This window comes from Streptomyces sp. BBFR25, from assembly GCF_044590125.1.
GTDB classification, from domain to species: domain Bacteria; phylum Actinomycetota; class Actinomycetes; order Streptomycetales; family Streptomycetaceae; genus Streptomyces; species Streptomyces canus_D.
Genome location: NZ_CP172447.1, coordinates 6122422 through 6140005, shown reverse-complemented (window position 1 = coordinate 6140005; position 17584 = coordinate 6122422). Strand labels below are relative to the sequence as shown.

At 72.0% G+C, this 17584-nt stretch carries 16 protein-coding genes; 3 read left to right on the top strand and 13 right to left on the bottom strand.

The window, feature by feature from the left end; translation table 11 throughout:
* Positions 1-199: 199 nt before the first annotated feature.
* From truB to rimP, 7 genes are all read right to left on the bottom strand, one after another.
* A complete protein-coding gene (truB, locus tag ACGH52_RS28130; RefSeq protein WP_076976574.1) occupies positions 200-1105 on the bottom strand; it encodes a tRNA pseudouridine(55) synthase TruB in 906 nt (301 codons plus the stop codon).
* The gene (gene rbfA / locus ACGH52_RS28125) at positions 1102-1566 is read right to left on the bottom strand and encodes a 30S ribosome-binding factor RbfA (RefSeq protein WP_121700944.1); all 465 of its coding nucleotides are present in this window, start codon (positions 1564-1566) and stop codon (positions 1102-1104) included. Before rbfA ends, truB begins: the two co-directional genes overlap by 4 nt.
* Before the next feature lie 56 nt (positions 1567-1622).
* Positions 1623-1916, bottom strand: a complete 294-nt coding sequence (locus tag ACGH52_RS28120; RefSeq protein ID WP_104636674.1) for a DUF503 domain-containing protein — start codon at positions 1914-1916, stop codon at positions 1623-1625.
* Between the two features lie 152 nt (positions 1917-2068).
* Positions 2069-5176: a translation initiation factor IF-2 gene (gene infB, locus ACGH52_RS28115; RefSeq protein WP_210974487.1), complete on the bottom strand. Its 3108-nt coding sequence runs from the start codon at positions 5174-5176 to the stop codon at positions 2069-2071.
* A gap of 161 nt (positions 5177-5337) precedes the next feature.
* The gene (locus ACGH52_RS28110; protein WP_076976571.1) at positions 5338-5643 is read right to left on the bottom strand and encodes a YlxR family protein; all 306 of its coding nucleotides are present in this window, start codon (positions 5641-5643) and stop codon (positions 5338-5340) included.
* 103 nt (positions 5644-5746) lie between these two features.
* Complete coding sequence (gene nusA, locus ACGH52_RS28105) at positions 5747-6769, bottom strand: transcription termination factor NusA (protein WP_076976570.1); 1023 nt, start codon at positions 6767-6769, stop codon at positions 5747-5749.
* Positions 6770-6771: 2 nt separating this feature from the next.
* Positions 6772-7311, bottom strand: a complete 540-nt coding sequence (gene rimP, locus ACGH52_RS28100; protein WP_121700942.1) for a ribosome maturation factor RimP — start codon at positions 7309-7311, stop codon at positions 6772-6774.
* Between the two features lie 288 nt (positions 7312-7599).
* Between rimP and ACGH52_RS28095 the strand changes: the two genes are divergently transcribed.
* From ACGH52_RS28095 to ACGH52_RS28085, 3 genes are read left to right on the top strand one after another with little or no spacing between them, the layout of a single operon-like run.
* Positions 7600-8157 (top strand): hypothetical protein, encoded by a 558-nt coding sequence (locus tag ACGH52_RS28095; RefSeq protein WP_399943318.1) that lies wholly within the window; start codon positions 7600-7602, stop codon positions 8155-8157.
* 3 nt (positions 8158-8160) lie between these two features.
* Positions 8161-8613, top strand: a complete 453-nt coding sequence (locus tag ACGH52_RS28090) for a ferritin-like domain-containing protein (protein ID WP_076976567.1) — start codon at positions 8161-8163, stop codon at positions 8611-8613.
* A gap of 39 nt (positions 8614-8652) precedes the next feature.
* Positions 8653-9552 (top strand): aminoglycoside phosphotransferase family protein, encoded by a 900-nt coding sequence (locus tag ACGH52_RS28085; RefSeq protein ID WP_399943315.1) that lies wholly within the window; start codon positions 8653-8655, stop codon positions 9550-9552.
* A 508-nt stretch (positions 9553-10060) separates the two neighbouring features.
* On the opposite strand, the gene ACGH52_RS28080 is transcribed toward ACGH52_RS28085, so the two are convergent.
* The 6 genes from ACGH52_RS28080 to dxr all read right to left on the bottom strand — a co-directional run bounded on the left by ACGH52_RS28080 (position 10061) and on the right by dxr (position 17374).
* Positions 10061-11764 carry a proline--tRNA ligase gene (locus ACGH52_RS28080; RefSeq protein ID WP_076976565.1) on the bottom strand — a complete coding sequence of 568 codons (1704 nt, stop codon included), beginning with the start codon at positions 11762-11764 and terminating at the stop codon, positions 10061-10063.
* Positions 11765-11837: 73 nt separating this feature from the next.
* Positions 11838-12380, bottom strand: coding sequence for a GNAT family N-acetyltransferase (locus tag ACGH52_RS28075; RefSeq protein WP_059300869.1), 543 nt, complete (start codon positions 12378-12380; stop codon positions 11838-11840).
* A gap of 70 nt (positions 12381-12450) precedes the next feature.
* Entirely contained in the window at positions 12451-13299 is an 849-nt protein-coding gene (locus tag ACGH52_RS28070; protein WP_171987430.1) for a GNAT family N-acetyltransferase, read from the bottom strand.
* Positions 13300-13401: 102 nt separating this feature from the next.
* The gene (ispG, locus tag ACGH52_RS28065) at positions 13402-14559 is read right to left on the bottom strand and encodes a flavodoxin-dependent (E)-4-hydroxy-3-methylbut-2-enyl-diphosphate synthase (RefSeq protein ID WP_361460327.1); all 1158 of its coding nucleotides are present in this window, start codon (positions 14557-14559) and stop codon (positions 13402-13404) included.
* 257 nt (positions 14560-14816) lie between these two features.
* Complete coding sequence (locus tag ACGH52_RS28060; RefSeq protein ID WP_210974504.1) at positions 14817-16109, bottom strand: RIP metalloprotease; 1293 nt, start codon at positions 16107-16109, stop codon at positions 14817-14819.
* Positions 16110-16117: 8 nt separating this feature from the next.
* The gene (gene dxr / locus ACGH52_RS28055) at positions 16118-17374 is read right to left on the bottom strand and encodes a 1-deoxy-D-xylulose-5-phosphate reductoisomerase (RefSeq protein WP_076976563.1); all 1257 of its coding nucleotides are present in this window, start codon (positions 17372-17374) and stop codon (positions 16118-16120) included.
* Between the last annotated feature and the right edge of the window lie 210 nt (positions 17375-17584).

Below are 17584 nucleotides of genomic sequence, written 5' to 3'. Positions count from 1 at the left end.
ATCAGCGGGACAGATCCCCTGGCGAACGCGCCCCCTTCCACTCCCCCGGTTCACTCCGAGCGCCTGCCCGGACGGGTGAACAGAAGGGGTGGGTTGGATACAACCTAGGGGGTGGGGGAACCGAGGGGGGACCGTGGAGCGGCGACAGAGGCAGTCCCCGTGATCGCCGCTCCACGGGCGGGCCTGACGGCGGGTCGGCTCAGCCGAAGACGGCCAGGCTCTTCGCCTTGCCCTTGTGCTCCTCCACGAGAGCGATGAGGCGCCCCTCGGGATCGAAGACGGCGACGGCACCGGCGCCGGTGTACTCCTCGGGCATCTCCAGCCGTACGCCGTTGGTGAGCAGCCGGGCCCGCTTCGCGTCCACGTCCCAGCGGGGGAAGGCGGCACCGGCCGCGTCCGCGACGGGCATGACGGTGAGTTCCTGCTGGAGCTGGTCCAGGGTCCGGGCGCCGTCCAGCTTGTACGGCCCGACGCGGGTGCGCCGCAGGGCCGTGAGGTGACCGCCGACGCCGAGTCCGGCGCCCAGGTCGCGGGCCAGGGCCCGGATGTAGGTCCCGGAGGAGCAGGTCACCGAGACCACCAGGTCGAGCACCGGAGTGCCGTCCTCGGCGACGGCGTCCCGGACGTCGTACACCGCGAAGGAGGAGACGGTGACGGGGCGGGCGGGGATCTCGAAGTCCTCGCCCTCGCGCGCCCGCTTGTAGGAGCGCACGCCCTTGATCTTGATGGCGCTGACCTTGGACGGCACCTGCATGATGGTGCCGCTCAGCTCGGCGATGCCGGCGTCGATCGCGTCCCGGGTGACCTTCGAGGCGTCCCGCGACCCCGTGATCTCGCCCTCGGCGTCGTCGGTCAGCGTCGTCTGCCCGAGCCTGATGGTGCCCAGGTACTCCTTCTCGGTGAGGGCCAGGTGGCCGAGGAGCTTGGTCGCCCGCTCCACACCGAGGACCAGGACGCCCGTCGCCATCGGGTCGAGCGTGCCGGCGTGCCCGACGCGCCGGGTGCGGGCGATGCCCCGCATCTTGGCGACGACGTCGTGCGAAGTGAAGCCCGACGGCTTGTCGACGATGACAAGGCCGTCGGGCGTGGTGTGCTTGTCGGTCATTTAGCGGTGTCGTCCGTCTCGTCGGCCTCGGTCTCGTCCTCGTCCGGCTTGCGGTACGGGTCCGCCTCGCCCGCGTACTTGGCGCCCGCGGACGCCTCGCGCACCTTCTCGTCGGACTGCCGCGCCTTGTCGAGGAGGTCCTCGATGTTGCGGGCGGTGTCCGGCAGGGCGTCCATGACGAAGGTCAGGGTCGGCGTGAACTTCACGCCCGCCGCCTTGCCGACCTCGGAGCGCAGGATGCCCTTGGCGCTCTCCAGGCCCGCCGTGGCGGCGTTGCGCTCCTCCTCGTCCCCGTAGACCGTGTAGAAGACGGTCGCCTCCCGCAGGTCACCCGTGACCCGGGTGTCCGTGATGGTGACGTGCGAGCCGAGCCGCGGGTCCTTGATCCCGCGCTGCAGCTTCTGGGCCACCACCTCTCGGATGAGGTCCGCCAGCCTTTTCGCCCGCGCGTTGTCGGCCACTGGTCCGTCTCCCGTTCTTTCTTCTCTTGCCTGATCTGGTCTTCTGCCCGATCTGGTCAGTCGTCGTCGCCGTGGAAGCGCCGTCTGACGGACAGCAGCTCCACCTCCGGCCGGCCGGCCACCAGCCGCTCGCACCGGTCGAGCACGTCGCTGAGGTGGCCCGCGTCGCCGGACACCATGGCCAGGCCGACGACCGCCCGGCGATGGAGGTTCATGTGCTCCACCTCCGCCGCGCTCACCGCGTACTTCCGCTGGAGCTCGGCGACGATCGGGCGGATCACGGAGCGCTTCTCCTTCAGCGAATGTACGTCGCCGAGGAGGAGGTCGAAGGACAGCGTCCCCACATACATGTGCAGCCGGTTCACCCGCCGGTCCGGGATCGATGGCCCCGCCGCGAACGGGCGGGATCACCAGAACCGTACAACGAACGGCCGGGGCCGATCGACGGATATTGTGCTCCGCCGACCGGCCCCGGACCGGTCACTCCCGGAAGGCGCGGTACTTACACCCGCGGCTTCTCGCGCATCTCGTACGTCGCGATGACGTCGTCGACCTTGATGTCGTTGAAGTTTCCGAGGTTGATACCGCCCTCGAAGCCTTCGCGGATCTCGGTGACGTCGTCCTTGAAGCGACGCAGACCCTCGATGTTGAGGTTCTCCGCGATGACCTTGCCATCGCGCAGGAGGCGCGCCTTGGTGTTGCGCTTGACCTCGCCGGAGCGGATGAGAACACCCGCGATGTTGCCCAGCTTGGAGGAGCGGAAGACCTCGCGGATCTCCGCCGTGCCCAGCTCGACCTCTTCGTACTCCGGCTTGAGCATGCCCTTGAGGGCCGCCTCGATCTCCTCGATCGCCTGGTAGATGACCGAGTAGTACCGGACGTCCACACCCTCGCGCTCGGCCATCTGCGCGGCACGCCCGGCGGCGCGCACGTTGAAGCCGATCACGATGGCGTCGGAGCCCATCGCCAGGTCGATGTCGGACTCCGTGACCGCACCGACGCCGCGGTGCAGGACGCGGATGTCGACCTCTTCGCCGACGTCCAGCTGGAGCAGGGAGGATTCCAGCGCCTCGACCGATCCGGACGCGTCGCCCTTGATGATCAGGTTGAGCTGCTGGACCTCGCCGGCCTTCAGCACCTTGTCCAGGTCCTCCAGCGACACGCGGCGCGTGCGCTTGGCGAACGCGGCGTTGCGCTCGCGGGCGGCGCGCTTCTCCGCGATCTGGCGGGCCGTACGGTCCTCCTCGACCACGATGAAGTTGTCACCGGCGCCCGGGACGTTGGTCAGACCCAGCACCTGGACCGGCGTGGACGGACCCGCCTCGGCGACGTTGTTGCCGTTGTCGTCGAGCATGGCGCGGACGCGGCCGTAGGCGTCGCCCACCACCATCGTGTCGCCGACCCGCAGGGTGCCTCGCTGCACGAGGACCGTCGCCACGGCACCGCGGCCGCGGTCGAGACGGGACTCGATCGAGATGCCCTGCGCGTCCTGGACCGGGTTGGCCCGCAGGTCGAGCGAGGCGTCCGCGGTGAGGACCACGGCCTCCAGCAGGGAGTCGATGTGCAGACCCTGCTTGGCGGAGATGTCGACGAACATGGTGTCGCCGCCGTACTCCTCGGCCACCAGGCCGTACTCGGTCAGCTGACCGCGCACCTTGGTCGGGTCGGCGCCCTCGACGTCGATCTTGTTGACCGCGACGACGATCGGGACCTCGGCCGCCTTGGCGTGGTTGAGCGCCTCGACCGTCTGCGGCATGACGCCGTCGTTGGCCGCGACGACCAGGATCGCGATGTCGGTCGACCGCGCACCACGGGCACGCATGGCGGTGAACGCCTCGTGACCCGGGGTGTCGATGAAGGTGATCTTGCGCTCTTCTTCGTTGACCTCGGTCGCGACCTGGTAGGCACCGATGTGCTGGGTGATGCCGCCGGCCTCGCCCGCGATGACGTTCGTCTTGCGGATGGCGTCGAGCAGCCGGGTCTTACCGTGGTCGACGTGACCCATGACGGTCACGACCGGCGGACGGACGACCAGGTCCTCCTCGGAGCCCTCGTCCTCGCCGAACTCCAGGTCGAAGGACTCGAGCAGCTCGCGGTCCTCCTCCTCCGGGCTGACGATCTGAACCGTGTAGTTCATCTCGTCGGCGAGGAGCTGGAGCGTCTCGTCGGAGACGGACTGCGTGGCCGTGACCATCTCGCCGAGGTTCATCATGACCGCGACGAGCGACGCCGGGTTGGCGTTGATCTTCTCCGCGAAGTCGGTGAGCGACGCACCGCGCGACAGGCGAATGGTCTCGCCGTTGCCGCGAGGCAGCATCACGCCGCCGACCGACGGGGCCTGCATGGCCTCGTACTCCTGGCGCCTCTGCCGCTTCGACTTGCGACCGCGACGCGCAGGACCGCCGGGACGACCGAAGGCGCCCTGCGTGCCACCACGGCCACCGGGACCACCGGGACGACCGCCGAAGCCGGGACGGCCACCGCCGCCGCCGAAGCCGCCGCCACCGCCGGGACGACCGGCGAAACCGCCGCCGCCACCGGGACGACCGGCGCCGCCACCGCCACCGGGACGACCGGCGAAGCCGCCGCCGCCGGGACGACCGCCGCCGCCGGGACGACCGGCACCGCCGGGACCGCGACCGCCGCCACCGGGGCCGGGACGCGGGCCGGCAGCGGGACGCTGCGGCATCATGCCGGGGTTGGGACGCGGGCCGCCGCCGGGACGGGGACCGGCGCCGCCGCCCTGCGGACGCGGCATCGAGCCCGGGCTCGGACGGTTGCCGCCCGGAGCCTGGGGACGGGGGCCGCCGCCCTGGCCGCCGGGACCCTGCGGACGGGGACCGGCGCCGGGGGCACCGGGACCGCCCGGACGCGGGCCGCCCTGCGGACGGGGCGCCTGCGGGCGCGCCATTCCGGCGTTGCCGCCGGAGGTGAAGGGGTTGTTACCCGGACGCGGACCGCCGGGACGACCGCCGGGACGCTGCGCCGGGGCGCCGGGACGCTGGCCGCCGGGACGGCCCTGGCCGCCCTGCTGACCACGGTCCTGACCCGGACCGGACGGACGGGCGCCGCCGGGCTTGGGGGCACCGGGACGCGCACCGCCGGGCTTCGGACCGGACGGAGCCGGAGTCGAGGCGGCGGGAGCGGCCGGGGCGGCCGGAGCGGCCGGCGGAGCGGTGAACTCCGGGGCGGCCGGGGCCGGACGCGGCGCGGGCTTGGGGCCCGGCGTCGGACGCGGACCCTGGGACGGAGCCGGCGCGGGGGCCGACGGAGCCGCGGGCTGCTCGGCAGCCGCGGGCTTGGGTGCGGCCGACGGACGCGGGGCGGCCGGACGGTCCCCCGCCGCCTTGGCGGCCTGGGAGGGACCAGCCTGCGCCGGAGACGGCGCCGACGGCCTGGGGGCGGCCTTCTTCGGGGCCGCGGGGCGGCCGGCGGAACGGCCGTTGCCGCCACCCTGCTGGAACGCGTCTGTCAGCTTGCGTACTACGGGCGCTTCGATGGTCGAAGACGCCGAACGGACGAATTCACCGAGTTCCTGGAGCTTGGCCATGACGACCTTGCTCTCGACACCGAACTCCTTGGCGAGTTCGTAGACCCGGACCTTAGCCACTTCGCTCCTCTGAGGTCCGGGTTGCGTCCGGACCGTCGCTAGTTCATGGGCGTACTCATCGCGTACTCATCGAGTGCTCATCGCAATCTCGACCTGCTTTCGACTCGCGAGGTACCAAGCCGCGCGGGGTTCCGCGCGGCATGTCTTCCTTACCACGTTGCTCACATGCTGCTTTCAGCAACCGTGCTGCAACCTTCTGCCTGCTCGACGTAGTGGCGCAACGCCTTTACGTCGAGCGGACCCGGGACGCGGAGCGCCCGCGGAAACGCCTTGCGGCGCACCGCCTGGTCGACACAGACCGGTACGGGGTGTACGTACGCACCCCGGCCGGGCAGCGTACCGCGTGGATCGGGGGTGCAATGACCCTCGATCGCCACGGTGCGCAGCAGCTCACTCTTGACCGCTCGCTCCCGGCACCCCACGCAGGTGCGCTCGGGGCATGCTCGGGTACGTGTCCGGCCAGACACTCCTAAGTCTACCTCCCCGGACCGACCTCACCCCTTCGGGGCAAGAATCGAACACGTGCCGCACGCAAAGCTGTCGTGATCTCAGCGTCCGTGCGGCTTGGATCTATTCCCCGCGGCCCTCGGACGGCTGCTCCGCCGACCCGTCGGCGGGCTGCTCGGTGTCCGGGCGGATGTCGATCCGCCAGCCGGTCAGCCGGGCCGCCAGCCGGGCGTTCTGACCTTCCTTGCCGATCGCCAGCGACAGCTGGTAGTCGGGCACGATCACGCGCGCGGAGCGGGCCGCCAGGTCCACGACCTCCACCTTGGAGACGCGGGCCGGGGAGAGCGCGTTCGCCACCATCTCGGCCGGGTCGTCCGACCAGTCGACGATGTCGATCTTCTCGCCGTTCAGCTCGCCCATGACGTTGCGAACCCGGCCGCCCATGGGGCCGATGCAGGCGCCCTTGGCGTTCAGACCCGAGCGCGTGGAGCGTACGGCGATCTTGGTGCGGTGGCCGGCCTCGCGGGCGATCGCGGAGATCTCGACGGACCCGTCGGCGATCTCCGGCACTTCGAGGGCGAACAGCTTCTTCACCAGGTTGGGGTGCGTGCGGGAGAGCGTCACGGAGGGGCCCCGGACGCCCTTGGCCACCCGGACGACGTACGAGCGCAGGCGCGTGCCGTGCGGGTAGGTCTCGCCGGGCACCTGCTCCTGCACCGGGAGGATGGCCTCCAGCTTGCCGATGTCGACCAGCACGTTCTTCGGGTCGCGGCCCTGCTGGACCACGCCGGTGACGATGTCGCCCTCACGCCCGGCGTACTCGCCGAGCGTCGCGTCGTCCTCGGCGTCGCGCAGCCGCTGCAGGATGACCTGCTTGGCGGTGGTGGCGGCGATGCGGCCGAAGTCGGACGGGGTGTCGTCGAACTCGCGGGCCGCCTGGCCCTCCTCGAGGTCGTCCGGGTCCTCCTTCGCCCACACGGTCACATGGCCGGTGTTCCGGTCGAGCTCCACGCGCGCGTGCCGGCGGCTTCCCTCGGTGCGGTGGTAGGCGATGAGGAGGGCCGACTCGATCGCCTCGACCAGCAGGTCGAAGGAGATCTCCTTCTCCCGTACCAAGCCCCGCAGGGCGCTCATGTCGATGTCCACGGCTACGCCTCCTCCTCTTCCGTCTTGTTGTTGCTCTTGTTGTCGCTGTCTTGTGCGTCTTTGGCGTCCTTGCGGTTGAACTCGACCTGGACGCGTGCCTTGTCGATGTCGCCGAAGGACAGTCTGCGGGTGGTGGGCTTGCGGCCCTTCACCCCCGGTACTTCGAGGTCGAGCCCGTCCTCGTCCACGGCGAGGATGCGGGCGAGCAGTTCGCCGCCCTCGTGCAGCTGGAAACGGACCAGGCGGTCCGTGGCGCGCACGTAGTGGCGGTGCTGGGTCAGGGAGCGCTCCGCGCCGGGGGTGCCGACCTCGAGGGTGTACTCCCCCTCGCCCATCGCGTCGGTCTCGTCGAGCTTCGCCGAGAGCGCGCGGCTCACATCGGCGATCCGGTCCAGGTCCGCTCCGGTGTCGGAGTCGACGACCACGCTCAGCACACGCCTGCGGCCGACCGAGTCCACCGCGATCTCTTCGAGGTCCAGTCCCTGGGAGGCGACGAGCGGTTCCAGCAGCTCTCGCAGCCTCTCGCTCTGGGTGGTGCTCATCCGGGTGACTCCTCGGCCGCGTGTGCTGTTGTGGGACGGTGCGTGTGTCTCGTCAAAGGGTATCCGGTCGCGGGGGGTGTTGCCGTCCACCCCACCGTCCACCCCTGGTCCGGCGGTGCCGATGAGTGGTGGGCGGGCGGGGCGCGGGTACCGTGATCACGGGCGGGCGGGAATGCGGGTTTCCTTCGCGTTGATCGTCCTTCTGTCGTCGTTTGCCGTCGCTTCTGCCGTCGCTTTTGTCGTCGCTTTTGTCGTCGTATCCGTACGAGTCTGTCGAGGACGTCTGCCGTGTCGTTTCTCCCATCGCCGCGCCCGCTCCGGGGGCCGCGCAGAAGGAGCCTGCTCGCGTCGGCCGCCGGGGCCGTCGGGGCCGCCGTGCTCGTCGGCTGTACCGGGGGGCCGGGCTCCGGCGAGCCGGGGGCCGACCCGTCGACCGCCGAGCGGGTCCGCGCGCGTGCGGCCCGGGACAGCGAGGACCTTGCCGCGCGGTACGCGGCGGTGATCGCGGCCCATCCCGGGCTGGCGGAGCGGCTGGAGCCGCTGCGGGAAGAGGTCGTGCGGCATGCGGAGGCGTTCGGTGCGGTGCGGGCGAGTTCGCCGACGGAGTCGGGGACGGCGTCGGCCGCGTCGCCGTCGGTCTCCGCTCGGGCCGCCGGGCCGGCGGACGACTCCGGTGCCGTGCCCGCGGACGAGAAGGGTGCCCTGGCGCTGCTCGTCGGTGCGGAGCGCAGGCTCGCCGATCGGCGGGCCGGGGCGCTGCTCGACGTGCCGGGCGAGTTGGCGCGGCTGCTGGCCTCCGTCGCGGCGGCCGGGGCGGCGCACGTGTTCCTGCTGACGGAGGGCTGACGGATGGGCAAGGCGGAGGACGGGCGGCTGGACGCCCTCCAGGCGGCGCTGGCCGCGGAGCACGCGGCGGTGTACGGCTACGGGGTCGTCGGCGGGCGGATCGTCGAGGAGCGGCGTGCCGAGGCGCGGACGGCGTACGACGCGCACCGGGCGCGACGGGACGCGCTGGCGCGCGAGGTGCGGGACCTGGGCGGGGAGCCGGTCGTCGCGGCGGCGGGGTACGCGTTGCCCTTCGCCGTGCCGGACTCGGCGGCGGCGGTGCGGTTGGCGGCCGAGTTGGAGGACCGGGTGGCCGGGGTGTACTCCGACCTGGTGCGGGCGGCCGAGGGCGCGGGGCGGGCCTCGGCGGCCTCGGCACTGCGCGAGGCCGCGGTCCGCGCGGTGCGCTGGCGGGGCGGGAGCGTAGCCTTCCCTGGGCTCGCCGAGCGGGCCGCGACGGCTTCACCGACTGCGTAACACGTACGGCATTCCGTACGGGAAGGGAACGGCTCGCGCATGGCTTTCGAACCGCCGCGGCGTTTGGTCAGGGCGCTCGGCGAGACGGCACCGGACGGTGACGACTGGTTGGCGAAGCTGCCCGAAGTGGCGGAGCGGGCGGTGGCGCGGCGCGAGTTGGCGGTCGAGCGGGTGCAGGTGCCCGGCGGGCGGAGCAGCCTGGTCGTGCTGGTGCGGACGGCCGAGGGGGCGCCGGCGGTGCTGAAGCTCGCCCCGCGCCGGGCGCGTCCGGAGAGCGAGCGGGCCGCGCTCGTGCACTGGGGTGGGCGGGGTGCCGTGCAGGTGCGCGAGGAATCTGCCGAGGAGGGTGTGCTGCTGCTTGAGCGGCTGCATCCGGATGTGTCGGTGCGGTCGCTGCCGGAGGCGAAGGCGTTGCTGGAGGCCGCGGGGACGTTGCGGCGGCTGTGGGTGGAGCCGCCGGACTCTCATCCGTTCGAGACCGTCGCCGAGCGGACCGGGCGGCAGGCCGAGGCGATGCGGGCGGGCGCGGCGGCGGACGCCGAGGTGGCGCCGCTGGTCGACGCGGCGCTCGCGGTGCGGGCGGAGCTGCTGGCCGAGCCGCCGGAGCGGCGGCTGCTGCACGGGACGTTCCGGCAGAGCAAGGTGCTGGCCGGGGATCGGATGCCGTGGCTTGCGGTGGGGCCGGATCCGGTGGTCGGGGAGAGTGCGTTCGATCTGGCGCGGTTGGTGCGGGACCGGGTGGAGGATCTGATCGCGCAGCCGTCGGGGGCGTCGACGACTCGGCGGCGGATCAAGCGGCTCGCGGAGTCGCTGGAGGTCGATCAGGAGCGGCTGCGCGGGTGGACGCTGTTCCGGGCGGTGGAGTCGGGGGTGCGGGCTCGGCGGGTGGGGCGGGAGCAGGACGCGGAGCTGTTGTTGGAGTTCGCGGGCTGGTTGTGAGGTGTGGTGCCTGCGGCGCCTGTGCGGGCTCGGTGGGGGTGCGCGTAGCGCGGTGCGTCCGGTGGGTGGGTCGGGGCCGCGCCGGGGGGTGTCCGTCCTCGGAACGGCGCGGAATCGGTCGGCCACAGAAGCGAACTCTGTTGACGCGCCAACCGCTGCGGGCGGACACCCCCCGACACGACCCCTGCTCGCCGTACGCGCCTGCGGCTCGCCAACCCTCCGCGGTTCCCGTCCCGCCGTACGCGGCTGTCCCGCCGCGTCGCCACGCCGCCCGGCTGCGGGCAGTCGCCTCCCGCCCCAGCTGCGGGCAGTCGTGCCTCCCCCAGTGCCTGAACGGCCTGGGAGGTACCCCCAGGCGGCACGGGTGGGCGGTGGGGGCACCTCCCGCTCGAGCGAAGCCGAGAGTGGGGGAGGCACCCCGGCAGCGCCGGGCCGCGCGACCCACCCCCGCGCCCGCACCCATCCCGGGGGCCAAGAACGCCGGACCTCGCCTCGGCCCCGGAGGGCGTCAGCTGGTGAGGCGGGTGAGGGCCTCCTCGACCGTTACTTCCTCGCGCTCGCCCGTGCGGCGGTCCTTGAGTTCCACCACGCCCTCGGCGGAGCGGCGGCCGGCCACCAGGATCTGCGGGACGCCGATGAGTTCGGCGTCGGTGAACTTCACGCCCGGGGACACGCCCGCGCGGTCGTCCACCAGGACGCGGACGCCGGCCGCGGCCAGCTTGTCGGAGACCTCCAGGGCCAGCTCGGTCTGGAGTGCCTTGCCGGCGGCGACGACGTGGACGTCGGCCGGGGCGACCTCCTTGGACCAGACGAGGCCCTTGTCGTCGGCGTGCTGCTCGGCGAGGACGGCCACCGCGCGCGAGACGCCGATGCCGTAGGAGCCCATGGTGACGCGGGCCGGCTTGCCGTTCTGGCCGAGGACGTCCAGCTTGAGGGCGTCGGCGTACTTGCGGCCCAGCTGGAAGATGTGGCCGATCTCGATGGCGCGGTCCAGCTTGAGGCCGGTGCCGCAGTTGGGGCAGGGATCGCCCTCGCGGACGACCACGACGTCGACGTAGGTGTCGACCTCGAAGTCGCGGCCCGCCACGACGTTCTTGGCGTGGGTGTCGGGCTTGTTCGCGCCGGTGATCCACGCGGTGCCGGGCGCGACGCGGGGGTCGGCGATGTACTTGACCTTCTCGCCCAGGCCCTGCGGGCCGACGTAGCCGCGGACCAGGTCGGGGCGGCCGACGAAGTCCTCGGCGGTGACCAGTTCGACCGCGGCGGGGGCGAAGTGGGCCTCGACCTTGTCCATGTCGACCTCGCGGTCGCCGGGGACGCCCACGGCGACGATCTCGCCGTCCACCTTGACGAGGAGGTTCTTGAGGGTCGCGGAGGCCGGGACGCCGAGGGAGGCGGCGAGGGTCTCGATGGTGGGGGTGTCGGGGGTGGCGATGTCCTCGGCCGCGGGGGTGCCGGTGGCGTCCGTGGGCGTGAGGGGGTAGGTGATCGCCTCGGTGTTGGCGGCGTAGTCGCAGTTCGGGCAGTCGGCGAAGGTGTCCTCGCCTGCCTCGGCGGGGGCCAGGAACTCCTCGGACTTGGAGCCGCCCATGGCGCCGGCGGTGGCCGCGACGATGCGGTAGTCGAGGCCGAGGCGGTCGAAGACGCGCTGGTAGGCGGCGCGGTGCAGGGCGTAGGACTCGGCGAGGCCCTCGTCGGCGACGTCGAAGGAGTAGGAGTCCTTCATGAGGAACTCGCGGCCGCGCAGGATGCCGGCCCGGGGGCGGGCCTCGTCGCGGTACTTGTTCTGGATCTGGTAGAGGATGACCGGCAGGTCCTTGTAGGACGATGCCTGGTCCTTGACGAGCAGGGTGAAGATCTCCTCGTGGGTGGGGCCCAGGAGGTAGTCGCCGCCCTTGCGGTCCTGGAGGCGGAAGAGTTCGGGGCCGTACTCGTCCCAGCGGCCCGTCGCCTCGTACGGCTCGCGCGGCAGCAGGGCGGGGAGCTGGACCTCCTGGGCGCCGATGGCGTCCATCTCCTCGCGGACGATGCGCTCGATGTTGCCGAGGACCTTCTTGCCGAGCGGCAGCCAGCTCCACAGGCCGGCGGCGGTGCGGCGCACGTAGCCGGCGCGGACCAGCAGCTTGTGGCTGAGGACCTCGGCGTCCGCCGGGTCGTCGCGCAGCGTCTTCGCCATCAACTTCGACATGCGCTGGACCGGTGCGTTGGCCATGGTTCTCGTGTCTCCTGCTGCGTAAGGGTGGTGCTAGGAGGTTAGCCGGGCGGTCGGGCGCGGTGGAAATCGGTTATCGACCGGCCGGTGGCCTGTGCAGGGGCAGCGGGGCGCCCATCACCGCGTACGGCTTGGGGGCGCTGGGGAAGAGGACCTGGCGGGCGAGGTCCTGGTAGCCGAGGGAGCGGTAGAGGGCGCGGGCGGGGCTCTCGGTGTCGATCGCGGAGAGGATCGAGCGGGGCTCGGTGGCGGCGTCGGTGATCGTGGTGATCAGGGAGCGGCCCGCGCCGCGGTGCTGGTACGCCGGGTGGACGTGGAGTTCCGTGATGACGAAGGAGTCGTCGAGCCAGTCGTCGGTGCCCTGGGCGCGGAGGTAGGGCTCGACGACGGTGGACCACCAGTGGGTGCGGTCGTTCGGCATGCCGTAGACGAAGCCGACGAGGCGGCCGCGGACGGTGGCGCCGAGGGCTCTGGCGCCCGGGTGGGTCATGTGGCGCAGGACGATCTGACGGCGGACGGCCACCTCGTCGGGGCCGAGGCCGAAGGCGGCGGCTTGGACGGCCAGGGCCTCGTCCACGTGCGCGGAGAGGTCCAGGGGGCCGATCACGTGGTCCATGGCCGGGAGCCTACAGGGGGGTTGTGGTCGGAGGGCTGGTGCCGGTGGTGGGTCAAGGCCTGTCGCGGGTTCAGAACAGGACGCTCATGAAGGCGCCCACTTCCTGGAAGCCGACCCGCAGATACGTCCGTCGCGCCGCGGTGTTGAAGTCGTTGACGTAGAGGCTCGCCACCGGGGCGACGTCCGCGAGGGCGTGGCGCAGGACCGCCGCCATGCCGGGTGCCGCCAGGCCCTTGCCGCGGTACTCGGGGGCCACCCACACGCCCTGGATCTGGCAGGCGCGGTCGGTGGCGGCGCCAATCTCGGCCTTGAAGACGACCTTGCCGTCGGCGTCGAAGCGGGCGAAGGAGCGGCCGGAACCGACGAGTTCGGCGACCCGGGCCTGGTAGAGCAGGCCGCCGTCGCCCGCCATCGGGGAGATGCCGACCTCCTCGGTGAACATCGCCACGCAGGCCGGCATGATCCGTTCCATCTCGTCCTTGCGGACGCGGCGGACGTAGGGGTCCGGGGCGATGTCGTCGGGGAGGCGGTCGGTGACCATGAGGGGCTGGCGGGTGCGGACCTCGCGGGCCGGGCCCCAGCCCGGTTCGAGCAGCCGCCACAGCTGGGCGGTCGGGCCGGCCGGGCCGACGATCGAGGAGCAGCGGCGGCCGGCCCGGCGGGCGCGGTCGGCGAAGGCGCGGACGGCGCGGGGGGTGGCGCAGATGGGCACGAGGTTGGCGCCCGCGTAGCACAGGGATGTGAGCATGCCGTGCTCGTACCAGCCCCACATCTCGCCGCCGAGACGCCACGGGTCGAGACCGGCGATCTGGACCCGGGCGGTCACGAAGGCGTTGGCGACCGGGTCGCGGTCGAGGATGGCGAGCGCGGCGTCCAGGTCGCTCGGTTCGAGCACGCGGGAGGTGGTCTGCGTCAACACGTGCGGGGGCCTCACCCTGAGATCTGCTGGTCCCCGCACTGTACCTGCCGCGCATATGCCGCGCCGCCCCCTGGGGCGACGCGGCAGCGGGGGGGGGAGGGATCAGCCCGCCACGGCGACGGAGGGCTCGCCGGAGGCCACGCCGTCCTTCTCCATCTGCTCGGCGATCTTCATGGCTTCCTCGATGAGGGTCTCCACGATCTTGGACTCGGGGACGGTCTTGATGACCTCGCCCTTGACGAAGATCTGGCCCTTGCCGTTGCCGGACGCGACGCCGAGGTCGGCCTCGCGGGCCTCGCCCGGGCCGTTGACGACGCAGCCCATGACGGCGACGCGCAGCGGGACGTCCATGCCCTCCAGGCCGGCGGTGACTTCCTCGGCCAGCTTGTAGACGTCGACCTGGGCGCGGCCGCAGGACGGGCAGGAGACGATCTCCAGGCCGCGCTGGCGCAGGTTCAGCGACTCCAGGATCTGGATGCCGACCTTGATCTCCTCGACCGGCGGTGCCGAGAGGGAGACGCGGATGGTGTCGCCGATGCCCTGGGAGAGCAGGGCGCCGAAGGCGACGGCCGACTTGATGGTGCCCTGGAAGGCGGGGCCGGCCTCGGTGACGCCGAGGTGGAGGGGGTAGTCGCACTGGGCGGCGAGCTGGCGGTAGGCCTCGACCATGACGACGGGGTCGTTGTGCTTGACCGAGATCTTGATGTCCCGGAAGTCGTGCTCCTCGAAGAGCGAGGCTTCCCAGAGGGCGGACTCGGCGAGCGCCTCGGGGGTCGCCCTGCCGTACTTCTGGAGCAGGCGGCGGTCCAGGGAGCCCGCGTTCACGCCGATGCGGATGGGCGTGCCGTGGTCCTTCGCCGCCTTGGCGATCTCCTTGACCTTGTCGTCGAACTGCTTGATGTTGCCCGGGTTCACCCGGACCGCCGCGCAGCCCGCCTCGATCGCGGCGAAGACGTACTTGGGCTGGAAGTGGATGTCCGCGATCACCGGGATCTGCGACTTCTTCGCGATGACGGGCAGCGCGTCGGCGTCGTCCTGGGTGGGGCAGGCCACGCGGACGATCTGGCAGCCCGACGCCGTCAGCTCGGCGATCTGCTGGAGCGTGGCCCCGATGTCGGAGGTGCGGGTGGTGGTCATGGACTGCACCGACACGGGGGCGTCGCCGCCCACCGCCACGGGCCCGACCTGGATCTGCCGGCTCTTGCGGCGCTCCGCGAGCCTGGTCGGAACGTCCGGCATGCCGAGAGAAATCGCAGTCATCTGCTGTGCAACCCCAAGTCGTGGATCAAGGTCCGGTCCCGTTCAGCAGCGGGCTCCGGCAATCGAGATTACGGCACCGACGTGAACGCCGGGCACGCGGCGTACGGGGGATGCACCCTTTGGCGTCCTTCTGCGGGGTGAGGCGAGTGAAGCCCGGTCCGGAGGGACATGCTCTCCGGATCGGGCTTCTCATCGGATCGGTCGGACGGTCCGTGGATCGGTTGATCACGCCGGGTGCCGTCCGGGCGGGCCGGCCGTCAGGTGATGCGCACCGGGTTGACGACGTCCGCCACCAGCACGAGCAGCGTGAAGCAGACGAAGACGCCCGCCACCACGTAGGCCACCGGCATCAGCTTCGCCACGTCGAAGGGCCCGGGGTCCGGCCTGCGCAGCACCTTGGCGGTGGCGCGGCGCAGCGACTCCCACAGCGCGCCCGCGATGTGGCCGCCGTCGAGCGGCAGCAGCGGGAGCATGTTGAAGAGGAACAGGGAGAGGTTGAAGCCGGCCACCAGCATGACGAACATGGCGAGCTGCTGGGTGGGCGGGATGTCCAGGGTGGCGATCTCGCCGCCGACGCGGGCGGCGCCGACGACGCCCATCGGGGAGTCGGCCTCGCGCGGTCCGTCGCCGAAGGCCGCGTCCCACAGGGCGGGGATCTTGGCGGGCAGCGCGGCGAGGGAGTCGACGGCGTCGCCGATCCGGTCGCCCATCCAGGTCACCGACTGGCCGAAGTCCTGCTTGACCACGCCGGTGGCGGCGCTGAAGCCGAGGAAGCCGGCGGTCACGTACTCGCCCTGGACGATCTGCCCGTTGGAGTCCTTCTTGGCGACCTTGTTGGTGGCGATGGTCGCGTGGAGGGTGATCTCCTCGCCCTTGCGCTCGACGACGACCGGCACGTCCTCGCCGGGGTTGGCGCGGATCAGGTTGGACAGCCTGTCCCAGTCGTCGGTCCGTACGCCGTCGAAGGCGACGATCTTGTCCCCGGCCCTGAGGCCCGCCGCGGCGGCCGGGGAGGCGGGGTCGGACTTGGCGCAGTCGTCGCGGTTCTCGCTCTGCGAGATGACGCACTGCGAAACGGAGCTGACGGTGGTGGTCTGCTGCGAGATGCCGAAGCCCATCAGCACCGTGAGGAAGAGCACCACGGCGAGGATGAGGTTCATGAACGGGCCGGCGAACATCACGATGACGCGCTTCCACGGCTTGCGCGTGTAGAAGAGGCGCTTCTCGTCCCCGGGCTGCAGTTCCTCGAAGGCGGCCGAGCGGGCGTCCTCTATCATCCCGCGCCAGGGCGAGGTGGAGCGCGCCTCCATGCGGCCGTCGGCACCGGGCGGGAACATGCCGATCATGCGGATGTAGCCGCCGAACGGGATGGCCTTGACCCCGTACTCGGTGTCGCCCTTCTTCTTCGAGAAGAGCGTCGGTCCGAAGCCCACCATGTACTGCGGCACCCGGATGCCGAACATCTTGGCCGTGGAGAGGTGGCCCAGCTCGTGCCAGGCGATGGAGAAGAGCAGGCCGACGGCGAAGAGGACTATGCCGAGGATGAACATCAGGGTCGTCATGCACGGGCCTCCGCCGTCTGTGCCGCCAGTTGCCGGGCCCGGGCGCGTGCCCAGGTCTCCGCTTCGAGGACGTCCGCGACGGTGAGCGAGGTTCCCGTACGGGGGGTGCCGTGCTCCTCGACCACCCGCGTGACGGTCTCCATGATCCCGAGAAACGGCAGCGCGCCGGAGCGGAACGCCTCGACGCACTCCTCATTGGCGGCATTGAACACCGCCGGGGCCGTGCCCGCGAGCTGTCCGACGTGCCGGGCCAGGTTGACCGAGGGGAAGGCCTCGTTGTCGAGCGGGAAGAACTCCCAGGTGGAGGCCTTGCTCCAGTCGAAGGTGGGCGCGGCGTCGGGGACGCGTTCGGGCCAGCCGAGGCCGATGGCGATGGGCCCGCGCATGTCGGGGGGCGTCGCCTGGGCCAGGGTCGATCCGTCCGTGTACTCAACCATCGAGTGGACATACGACTGCGGGTGCACGACCACCTCAATGCGGTCGAAGGGAATGTCGTAGAGCAGGTGGGCCTCGATCACCTCCAGGCCCTTGTTGACGAGGGTCGCGGAGTTGATCGTGATCACCGGGCCCATGGCCCAGGTGGGGTGGGCGAGGGCGTCCTCGACGGTGACGGCCGCCAGCTGGTCCTTCGTCCGGCCGCGGAAGGGGCCGCCGGACGCGGTGACGACCAGCTTGCGCACGTCGGCGCGGGTACCGGCGGCCAGCGCCTGGAAGAGGGCGGCGTGCTCGGAGTCGACCGGGATGATCTGGCCCGGCTTGGCCAGCGCCTTGACCAGTGGGCCGCCGACGATGAGCGACTCCTTGTTGGCCAGCGCGAGGGTGCGGCCCGCCTCCAGGGCGGCGAGGGTGGGCGCGAGTCCGATGGAGCCGGTGATGCCGTTGAGCACCGTGTGGCAGGCGGAGGCGGCGAGCTGGGTGGCCGCCTCCGGCCCGGCGAGGATCTCCGGGAGCGGCTCCCCCGCGCCGTACTGCGCGGTGAGCGCCTCGCGCAGCGCCGGTACGACGTCCTCGCGGGCGACGGCGACGGTCCGCGCCTTCAGCCGGTACGCCTGCTCGGCGAGGAGGGCGACCCGGCCGCCGTTGGCGGACAGGGCGGTGACCCGGAAGCGGTCCGGGTTGCGCAGCACGAGGTCGATGGCCTGGGTCCCGATCGACCCGGTGGACCCGAGGATCACCACGTCCTTCGGGCCGTCGCCCGCCACCGGGTCGTAGACGAGGTGGGGGTCGGCGAGTGGGGCTGGACTGTCGCTCATGCCCCCATTGTGGCCGCAACGGCCCTCCGGGAGGACAGCGCGTCCCTCGGTCGGGTGTCGCGCACCCGACCGAGGGAGCGCCGGGGCGGCCTCCAGCCGGTTCCTTCCCGGACCGGTCATGACACCTCCGACGGCGCGCGCCCCTGCGGTGGTTCGGGTGCCGGGCCCGGCGGGATGCCCCGGCACCCGGCCAGGACCGCCCGGCACCGC

Excerpts from the sequence above, each read along its gene's own strand:
- truB (WP_076976574.1), bottom strand. The coding sequence starts at position 1,105 with ATGACCGACAAGCACACCACGCCCGACGGCCTTGTCATCGTCGACAAG.
- ACGH52_RS28120 (WP_104636674.1), bottom strand. The coding sequence starts at position 1,916 with ATGTATGTGGGGACGCTGTCCTTCGACCTCCTCCTCGGCGACGTACAT.
- rimP (WP_121700942.1), bottom strand. The coding sequence starts at position 7,311 with ATGAGCACCACCCAGAGCGAGAGGCTGCGAGAGCTGCTGGAACCGCTC.
- ACGH52_RS28090 (WP_076976567.1), top strand. The coding sequence starts at position 8,161 with ATGGGCAAGGCGGAGGACGGGCGGCTGGACGCCCTCCAGGCGGCGCTG.
- ACGH52_RS28085 (WP_399943315.1), top strand. The coding sequence starts at position 8,653 with ATGGCTTTCGAACCGCCGCGGCGTTTGGTCAGGGCGCTCGGCGAGACG.
- ACGH52_RS28080 (WP_076976565.1), bottom strand. The coding sequence starts at position 11,764 with ATGGCCAACGCACCGGTCCAGCGCATGTCGAAGTTGATGGCGAAGACG.
- ACGH52_RS28075 (WP_059300869.1), bottom strand. The coding sequence starts at position 12,380 with ATGGACCACGTGATCGGCCCCCTGGACCTCTCCGCGCACGTGGACGAG.
- ispG (WP_361460327.1), bottom strand. The coding sequence starts at position 14,559 with ATGACTGCGATTTCTCTCGGCATGCCGGACGTTCCGACCAGGCTCGCG.
- ACGH52_RS28060 (WP_210974504.1), bottom strand. The coding sequence starts at position 16,109 with ATGTTCATCCTCGGCATAGTCCTCTTCGCCGTCGGCCTGCTCTTCTCC.
- dxr (WP_076976563.1), bottom strand. The coding sequence starts at position 17,374 with ATGAGCGACAGTCCAGCCCCACTCGCCGACCCCCACCTCGTCTACGAC.